Origin of the sequence: Dietzia massiliensis, assembly GCF_018390595.1 — a bacterium.
Taxonomy (GTDB): domain Bacteria; phylum Actinomycetota; class Actinomycetes; order Mycobacteriales; family Mycobacteriaceae; genus Dietzia; species Dietzia massiliensis.
On sequence record NZ_JAHBAV010000353.1, the window covers coordinates 1 to 332 of the forward strand.

1 pseudogene is annotated in these 332 nt (G+C 73.8%); it reads right to left on the minus strand.

Annotated features, from left to right (window positions below):
• Window positions 1–332 (minus strand): annotated as a pseudogene (locus KHA85_RS17545) (hypothetical protein); the annotation flags it as partial.

Sequence of the window (332 nt, forward strand, 5' to 3'; positions counted from 1 at the left end):
CGACCGCGTCCAGGGTGGCAGCGGTCTTGGGCGACAGCGCACGAATGCTCGCGAGGTTGCCCTCGGCGGCCAGCGCGCGCAACGGCGGGTCGGCCCGCAGCGCCGACGCCAGCTCGGCGGTCTCCGCCGCGACGAGTCCGCTGTCGGTGATCATGCTGATCCCGGGCACGCTGCGCCCCGCCTGGCTGCGCGGCAGCGCCGCGGCGGTGACGCCGGTGTCGATCAACCAGAGCGCGTTGAGGATCCAGCCCTGGTGGATGCGGTCGCGCAACAGCCGCAGCCGCACTTCCAGGGCCGCTTCGGGCAGCAACGCCAGTTGGGCGGCATCGAGG